Source organism: Gordonibacter sp. RACS_AR49 (assembly GCF_030418435.1).
In the GTDB taxonomy this organism is placed as follows: Bacteria; Actinomycetota; Coriobacteriia; order Coriobacteriales; family Eggerthellaceae; genus Gordonibacter; species Gordonibacter urolithinfaciens.
In genome coordinates this window covers 1-8,361 of record NZ_JAIUDM010000017.1, presented here as the reverse complement: position 1 = coordinate 8,361, position 8,361 = coordinate 1, and the positions used below count along the sequence as shown (strand labels likewise).

Sequence of the window (8,361 nt, the reverse complement as noted above, 5' to 3'; positions counted from 1 at the left end):
GAGGACAAAAAAGCTGTTTGCAGCTTTTGAGGCGCTCGCCCATGCCTTTGGGGGTGGGCGCCGAACTACAAGGAAGGGTTTTGGACATGGCAGTAAACGAGCATTTAAGTGCCGTTGATCTCGCGGCTGATATCAAAGCTAAGAGTATTTCTCCAGTTGAAGTCATGGATGATTGCATTGCGGCTATCGAGGCGCGCAACCCGTCTATCAATGCCTTCACCTATACGGCTTTCGACGAGGCACGTGAGAAGGCGATCGAGGCGGAGAAGGTTCTCATGCGAGGCGATGCCTATGGCGCGTTCTTCGGCATACCCACGGCAGCTAAGGACTTTTTGCCCGGAGTTCCGGGTTGGCCGGGAACCACGGGGGGTGTGAAAGCCCTCTCGAACCAGAAAGACCCTAGTTACGGCTGTTTTACCAAGGCGATGGTTGACGAAGGCGCCATTTTGGTGGGTAAAACCAACGCTCCGTCGTTCGCTTTCCGAGGAACTTGCGACAACAAGATGTTCGGTGCAACGAGCACCCCGTTCAAGGTGGGCTACAACTCGGGCGGCTCCTCGGGCGGTTCCGCAGCCGCGGTGGGCGATGGCATCCTGCTTGTGGCGGAAGGCACCGACGGAGGCGGCTCGATCCGTATTCCCGCCGCATGGTGCGGTTGCTATGGTTACAAGGCATCAGTTGGAACCATCCCCGCAACCGTGAGGCCGAATGCCTTCTCTCTCACGCATCCCTACACATGGGACGGGCCGCTGAGCCGTACGGTTAAGGATTCTGCTTACGTGTTGCAGGCTATGGCTCGGTTCGACCCGTTCGATCCGATGAGCCTAGACCGCGGTGAGCGTGATTTCGCGGCAGCCCTCGACAAGCCGCTCAAGGGCTGGAGGATCGGATTCACGCCTGACTTCGGCATCTTTCCGGTAGATCCCGAGATCAAGGATATGGTTGCCGCTGCGGCGCAGCGGCTCGTGGAGGCCGGAGCAGTCGTGGAGCCGGTAGAGTTCGATATTTCACGCTCGCATTTCGAGCTTGCCGAGGCATGGTGCCGCCTCATATCCATCTCGGGACTGGAATCGATCGAGGCACTCAAAGGCGGAGGTATCGATCTATTGAGGGATCATGCTGACGATGTGCCGGCTGAATTCGTGTATTGGATCAACGATGCGTACCGTCGGGGCTACATCGACTACAACGCTGACGATGTCGTGCGCACCGAGATATACGATGCGCTGCAAACGGCGTTCCAGACATATGACCTTGTCATCTCTCCTGTTACGGCGTGCCATCCGGTTCCGAACGTTCCCGGCGGCATCACGGCGGGTCCGACCGAGCTCGGCGGCGAGAAGGTCGAGCCGCTCATCGGATGGTGCCTCACCTACTTCTGCAACTTCACCGGGCACCCGGCAGCATCCATCCCAACTGGCCTCTCGAAGGACGGCTTCCCGGTTGGCATGCAGATCATCGGGCGGCGCTGGGCTGACGAGGATGTCTTGGCGGCAAGCGCGGCATTCGAGCGCATACAGCCTTGGGCGAAGATCTACCGGTCCACGTCCGAGCGCAATTTGCGTTAAGGCGGGTTCAGCGATGCCGCAAGCGCGTCTAGGAGACGCGCTTGCGGTTTATGGAAAAGGAGGGAATAGCATGTTAAGCAAGACCACCGACAAATCGGTCGTCAAGTGCCTTGGCTTTTGCGGCTTCGGCATGGGTTCCAACATCACCGAGGTCGACGTGAAGGACGGGCGCGTGGCACGCATCCGCCCGCTGCACTACGACCAGCTCTACACGCCCGAGGAGCTGAACGCGTGGAAGATCGAGGCGCGCGGACACGTGCTGGAGCCGGGCATGAAGAGCTACCCGCCGCCGCTCTCGGTGGCGTACAAGACGCGCACCTACTCGCCGAACCGCATCCCGTACCCGCTCAAGCGCGTGGACTGGGACCCGAACGGCGAGCGCAACACCCAGAACCGCGGCATGTCGAAGTACGTGCGCATCTCATGGGACGAGGCGTGCGACCTTATCGCCGCCGAGATCAAGCGCATCCAGGAGGAAGCCGGCCCGTTCTCCATCCTGGCGCAGTCCGACGGTCACGGCGAGACGAAGAACGTCCACGCCGCCCACGGCTGCCAGACGAACCTGCTGAACCTGACGGGCGGCTTCCTCAAGCAGGCCCGCCAGCCCGACAGCTGGGAGGGCTGGTACTGGGGCGCCAAGCACGCCTGGGGCATGGACCCGGTGGGCATGCAGACCATCACCACGAACGTGATCAAGGACATCTCCGAGAACGGCGACGCCATCTTCTACTGGGGTGCCGATCCCGAGACCACGCCGTGGGGCTGGGGCGGCCAGATGGCGAGCCGTCTGTGCTACTGGTTCAACGAGATAGGCGTGCTGTCGGTGTTCGTGGCGCCCGACTGCAACTACGCCGCGGCCGTGCACGCCGACAAGTGGATCCCCGTGCTGCCGAACACCGACGTGGCGCTGCAGCTGGCCATCGCCTACGTGTGGATGACCGAGGGCACCTACGAGAAGGAGTACCTCGACACGCACAGCGTGGGTTTCGACTGGTTCGAGTACTACGTGCTGGGCCGCGAGGACGGCGTGCCGAAGACGCCCGCGTGGGCGGCCGAGCGCTGCGGCGTGCCCGACTACCGCATCAAGGCGCTCGCGCGCTACTGGGCGAAGCACAAGGTGTCCATCGCCCACTGCAACGGCGGCGGCTACATCCGCGCGGCGTTCGCGCACGAGCCGGCGCGCATGGAGGTGTACCTTTTGGGCATGCGCGGCGTGGGCCAGCCGGGCGTGAACCAGTTCCAGATGATCGAGTGGCAGCTCATGGACGTGAAGACGCTCAACCCGCTGCCGTCGTGCAGCGTGCTGCCCTCGTCCGAGGGCGCCTACCGCGGTGCCACGATGGATTTGAGCGAGCCGTTCATCCCCAAGACTATGATCCACAAGGCCATCACCGAGCCGTCCATCGAGTGGCGCGGCCACGTGATTGCCGGCATCGACCGCGCCGACCAGCTCATCCCGTTCAAGTACGCGCCCGAGCCGGGCAAGGGCATCCGCATGATCTGGTCCGACGCACCCTGCTGGTCCACGTGCTGGAACGGCGGCCACGAGTTCCAAGATGCGCTGCGTCATCCGAACCTCGAGTTCGTGCTCGTGCAGCACCCCTGGATGGAGAACGACTGCCTGTTCGCCGACATCATCCTGCCCACCTCCACGACCTTAGAACTCGAGGACTTCAACGTGGACGTGCGCAGCGGCCAATGGAACGCCATCGCCTACGAGGGCCAGGCGGTCGACCCGGTGGGCGACGTGCGCACCGACTACGAGGCCGTGGGCGAGGTGGCCCGCGCGCTGGAACGGCTGGGCGGCGCCTACGAGAACCTTTACGAGCGCTACACGCACGGCAACGAGGTGATCGACTGGATAGAGAAGGGCTTTCGCGAGTGCGGCATGGAAGGCGGCGAAACGGCCGACTTCGACCAGTTCTTGGAGGACCGTTTCAAGTTGTTCCCCACAAAGGAGGACTGGGACGAGACGCCCGCCGGCCTCATCGGCTTCTACGAGGATCCGGAGGGCAACCCGCTGCTCACGCCCTCGGGCAAGATCGAGTACTACTCCACGACGCTGGCCGAGACGTTCCCGGACGATAAGGTGCGCGGCCCGGTGGCGCACTGGATTGAGAAGGGCGACGGGCACGACGACCGCATTTCCAGCGAGCGCGCCAAGGAGTACCCGTACCTCTTGGTGACGAACCACCCGCGGTGGCGCGTGCATGCGAACCACGACGACGTGCCCTGGTTCCGCGAGCTGGCCACGGGCAAGGTCGTGGGCCCCGACGGCTACGGCTACGAGCCTTTGTACGTGAACCCCGTGGACGCCGAGAAGCTCGGCCTGGCCGACGGCGACATCGCCGGCATCTACAACGAGCGCGGCATGGTGCTGGGCGGCGTCATCCTGTCCGAGCGCATCATGCCCGGCGCGGTGTCGCAGGACCACGGCGCGCGCTGCGACAGCATCGTGGTGGGCATGGGCGGCCTGGACCGCGGCGGCGCCAACAACCTCATCTGCCCCTCGGCCACCACGTCGAAGAACGCGGCCGGCGAGGTAACGAACAGCTTCCTTGTGGGCGTGAAGAAGGTCGATGTGTTCGAGCTGGCCGAGCAGTATCCCGAGGCGTTCGCGCGTTCCTACGACGCGGAGTGCGGCCGGGTGCTCGACAGCCTGATTGTGGAGGAGTAGCCATGAAAGCGTTTCTGATCGACGTTGCGAAGTGCAACGGCTGCCATAACTGCCAGATATCCTGCAAGGACGAGCACTGCGGCACCGAGTGGATGCCCTATGCGGCCGACCAACCCATGACCGGGCACTTCTGGTGCAAGGTCGACGAAAAGGTGCGCGGCAGCGTGCCGGTGGTGCGCGTGTCGTACACGCCGCTGGTGTGCGGTCACTGCGACGACGCGCCGTGCCTGGCCGCCGCGAAGGATGGCGCCGTGTACCGACGCGACGACGGGCTCGTGGTCATCGACCCGGCGAAGGCGAAGGGCCAGCGCGCCATCATGGACGCCTGCCCGATGGGCGCCGTCTACTGGAACGAGGAGCTCGACCTGCCGCAGAAGTGCACGGGCTGCGCGCACCTCTTGGACGACGGCTGGACCGAGCCGCGCTGCGTGGACTCCTGTCCGACGGGCGCACTCTCGTTCGGCGAGGAGGGCGAGCTCGACCTGGAGGGCGCCGAGCCGCTGGAGGCGCTGGCCGGCCTGGGCGCGCACGCCTGGTACAAGAACCTGCCGAAGCGCTTCGTGGCCGGCTGCCTCGTGGACTTCGATTCCCGCGAGGTCGTGGTCGGCGCCGAGGCAGTGCTTGCGGACGAGTCGGGCGCCGAGGTGGCCCGCATGGCCACCGACGATTTCGGCGACTTCCTGTTCGACCAGGTGGAGCCCGCCGCCTACACGGTGCGCATCGCCAGCAGGGAGCTCGCCGCCGACGTGCGCGAGAAGGACCTGAACCTGGGGGATATCGCTTGGAGATGAATGGATAGAAGGAAGGTCGTTCCTGCCTAGCTGCACCCCTGAGGCTGGTCCAGAATTTTGTCGGCGCCCTGCCAGATAGTGCTAGGGCGCCGATATTCTTGTGCGCCGTCGGAATACGCCTCTTTGAGATACGGCACAAGTGCAAAGGATTTGGAGGCCGCAGGTTGTCGTCGGGAATCGGATCGCTATGCAAGTTCTCGCACAGCAATTTCCCTCATGCAGATGATGTCTCCTTCGCGCTCGAGCACACTAACGCTCTCGCCGAAGGACGCCTTGGGGCAAGCCTTCATCGCATCGGAGGCCAGCGAGCGCGGTATGGCGATACTGGGGACGTTCGCATCGTAACTGTAGGGGATCGACCCCGCGCGCTCGGCCCATTCCCTCACATCCGCCGCTCCACCACCGAACGCTTTGGCGCATCTCAAGAAGTGATCGTCCTCGTCGGCGTCCATCCAAGGCCATTGCCTCCGCAGCCGCCCGTCATGGGAGAAAACCTTGTTCTGCAAGTTGACCTGCGCGGATATCCTGTTGTCAGCACTGCAGTAGTGCACGCCTATGTGCAGGTTCTCGGCTACGGCAAGCTCCATCAGACGGAGTGCCTCCTTCTCGCTGCGCGCAACGGGAATGCCACCGCTGTAGCGGTACTGGTACGGGTACTTGTACGGGTGCTTGCGCAACTCGAAGCCGCGCCGGAGGAACTCTTCGGCCTTATGCAGTGGGAAGCAGAACTCCAGGAGATTGATGCCCCGCACCCCAATCGAGTCGGCGCGCCGCATGAGGCTTTCCAGCTCGTCGGCCGAGTCCGGGATGACCGGTACTTCTACGACCACGTCGGGAAGCACGGTCGCCGCCCTTTCCATCATTGCGAAGACATGCTCTTGGTTGTCGTCGAAGTCCAACGGCTTCACGCTGAAACGGATCTCGTCCAAACCCGAGGAAGCAAGCTCTTCGAGGGTTTCTTCGTCAAGAAGGTCGCCGTTCGTGTAAAGACGCAAGTGGGTAGCGGGGTACAGTTTCTTAGCATGGGCAAGAAACGGAAGAACCTGGTTCTTGTTCAAAAGCGGCTCGCCGCCTGTTACGGCCAGGCAGCGGAGCTTCGCACCCGCGGCGTGCGCTTGGTCAAGTTCCAAGCTTATATTGCGCTTGTGCGCGCGGAAATGCTCGTAGTGGGGCTGGTTGCAGTTGAAGCAGAAATAGCAGTCTTTCGTGCAGCGAAGGTCGACGAACAGCGATGCCGTCTGCTCGCCTGTGCGGCATGCTCGGCATGCCGTCGATATCCAGCCGCGCCATACCGATGATCCCCCGTTCTCGCAGTGGCATGCGCACGTACGGCCCACTTGCTCTCTCCGCAAACGCGGAGAGGACTCCTCGCGTTCGAACAGCACCCCGAATTCTTCAATAGATGCTTCGAATTCCCTCTCGTTTGCTTCGAAAATTTCCGCATACTCTCGAATATCCATGGCGCATGACTCCTCCGTACGCGCTTGTGGAAGTTATTCCTTGAAAACTTGGTTGGCGTTTCCCGCCTTGGCCTTGGACGCAATGTCCGCCAGTGAGGCACCGCATGACTTGCATACTGCGGCGGTGGGGTTGTTCAGGAAGCCGCATTCCCAACAGAAGCCGGGTACGTCTTCCAACGAAGCGAGGTGCCTCGATGCCTCCCCACGGCATTTTCCGCAATTGCAGCATGCGTATCCGCACATAGTTCCCCTCGCCTTCTTCTTGAAAGCCGAAGAACCCGCATAAGGATGACGGTGGGCCCTTCGGCTTGGTGTCTAGCTTGAAATGCCGATTGCCTTTTAAAGCTTGCGGTTCTCGACACGTTCGTCGTAGATGTGGGCCCAAGGCTGAATCTCCTCGAAAGCCGAGCCCATGGAGAGGACACCCTTGTCGTTGTAGCGCTGCCCGATGATCTGCATGCCTACCGGCGAGCCGTCCTTTGCGAAACCGGCTGGAACCGAAATCGCCGGGTGCCCGGTGAAGTTGCAGAAGTAGGTGAGGCACCATCCGATGAGCGGCTCAACCGGCTTGCCGTTGACTTCACGCACGAGGGTATTGCGATTCGGATCGTTTGCGGGCGGGTTGCAGGCGTTGGTCGGCGAGACGATGAAGTCGAATTTCTCGAAGGCGTTCTGCATTGCGTCGAACACCTCGGTGCGGATGGTGTCGTTGCGGATGAGGTCCCGGTAGCTGCGCCCGTAGGAATCCAGCGTCCAGTAGATAAGCTCGGGGCTGATATCTTCGGGATAATCCTTGATGAGGTCGATACCTTGATCTTTCCAAGCAAGGATTGACTCGCTGTTGACGATCGACACCATCTGGCACCATGCCTCGGCAAGTTCGATGTGCGTGCGGGATTTAAGCGAGAAGTCGAGGCGGTCTACGATCGCGCCGGCCTCTTCGAAGCGCTTGGCGGCTCTCTCGACGATGGCTGCGACTTCGGGGTCGACCTCGTACAGGCCGAAGTCAGGGGTGAAGGCGATGTGCTTGTCTTTGATGGGCGCTCCCAGCGCCTCGGTGAAGTCTATTTTGCCCCAGTCGATGCTGAACGGATCGCGCGGATCGTAGTAGGCCATCTCGGTCAGCGCGCGGGCAGCGTCCTCGATGGTTCGGGTTTGGGCGCCGTCGAAGCAGAAGGGATGGCTCGTGCCGAAACCGTCGGGGCGCGGGGAGTTGGATACGAGGCCGAGCGACGGCTTGTAGCCGACGATGCCGCACCAGGCTGCCGGAATGCGGATCGAGCCGCCTCCGTCGGTGCCTTCCGCTATCGGGAGCAGTCCGTCGGCGACCGCGGCCGCGGAACCGCCCGAGGAGCCTCCCGAGTTGTAGCCCACCTTGAACGGGGTGCTCGTTGCACCGTAGAGCTTGTTGTCGCACGTGCCGCGGAAGGCGAGCGAGGGGGCGTTGGTCTTGCCGACGAATAGGGCGCCTGCGTCGACCATGGCTTTAGTGTAGGTTGAATGGCACACGTCAACAGTGTCTTTTACGGCTGGGATGCCGCCGCAAGTGCCCTTCCATCCGGGCAGTACCGGTGTAAAGTCCTTAGCCGCCGTTGGTATGCCGAAGAACGCGCCTTTTGCGTTGCCGGCCATGAGCGTGCGCTCGGCCTCTTTCGCTTGGGCGCGTGCCCCTTCGAAGTCGACGTCGACCAAGGCGTTGATGCTTGCGTTGCGCTTCTCGATGCGGTTGATGAAATGATCCATGACCTCGATCGGGGAGATCTCCTTCGCCATGATCTTGCGCTGGATGGCGGAGGCGCTCATGTACGTGATGCTTTCCATCTTCCTCTCCTTAAACGAATCGAACAACTTTAAACGACGGAATA

5 protein-coding genes are annotated in these 8,361 nt (G+C 62.3%); 3 read left to right on the top strand and 2 right to left on the bottom strand.

Going from position 1 to position 8,361, the window contains the following annotated elements; all coding sequences use genetic code 11:
* The first annotated feature begins 86 nt into the window (after positions 1-86).
* The 3 genes from LB310_RS15280 to LB310_RS15270 all read left to right on the top strand — a co-directional run bounded on the left by LB310_RS15280 (position 87) and on the right by LB310_RS15270 (position 5,036).
* On the top strand, positions 87-1,568 hold the full coding sequence (locus LB310_RS15280) for an amidase (RefSeq protein ID WP_301155355.1): 1,482 nt from the start codon (positions 87-89) through the stop codon (positions 1,566-1,568).
* Between the two features lie 70 nt (positions 1,569-1,638).
* On the top strand, positions 1,639-4,245 hold the full coding sequence (locus LB310_RS15275; RefSeq protein WP_301155354.1) for a molybdopterin-dependent oxidoreductase: 2,607 nt from the start codon (positions 1,639-1,641) through the stop codon (positions 4,243-4,245).
* 2 nt (positions 4,246-4,247) lie between these two features.
* Positions 4,248-5,036, top strand: a complete 789-nt coding sequence (locus LB310_RS15270; RefSeq protein ID WP_301155353.1) for a 4Fe-4S dicluster domain-containing protein — start codon at positions 4,248-4,250, stop codon at positions 5,034-5,036.
* A gap of 185 nt (positions 5,037-5,221) precedes the next feature.
* Here LB310_RS15270 and LB310_RS15265 read toward each other — a convergent pair whose 3' ends face one another.
* Complete coding sequence (locus LB310_RS15265; RefSeq protein ID WP_301155352.1) at positions 5,222-6,496, bottom strand: radical SAM protein; 1,275 nt, start codon at positions 6,494-6,496, stop codon at positions 5,222-5,224.
* 339 nt (positions 6,497-6,835) lie between these two features.
* Positions 6,836-8,317, bottom strand: coding sequence for an amidase (locus LB310_RS15260; RefSeq protein WP_301155351.1), 1,482 nt, complete (start codon positions 8,315-8,317; stop codon positions 6,836-6,838).
* Positions 8,318-8,361 lie beyond the last annotated feature (44 nt).

What these genes read in the sequence shown, in the direction of transcription:
- LB310_RS15260 (WP_301155351.1), bottom strand. Translation starts at nt 8,317, where the DNA reads ATGGAAAGCATCACGTACATGAGCGCCTCCGCCATCCAGCGCAAGATC.
- LB310_RS15265 (WP_301155352.1), bottom strand. Translation starts at nt 6,496, where the DNA reads ATGGATATTCGAGAGTATGCGGAAATTTTCGAAGCAAACGAGAGGGAA.
- LB310_RS15280 (WP_301155355.1), top strand. Translation starts at nt 87, where the DNA reads ATGGCAGTAAACGAGCATTTAAGTGCCGTTGATCTCGCGGCTGATATC.
- LB310_RS15270 (WP_301155353.1), top strand. Translation starts at nt 4,248, where the DNA reads ATGAAAGCGTTTCTGATCGACGTTGCGAAGTGCAACGGCTGCCATAAC.
- LB310_RS15275 (WP_301155354.1), top strand. Translation starts at nt 1,639, where the DNA reads ATGTTAAGCAAGACCACCGACAAATCGGTCGTCAAGTGCCTTGGCTTT.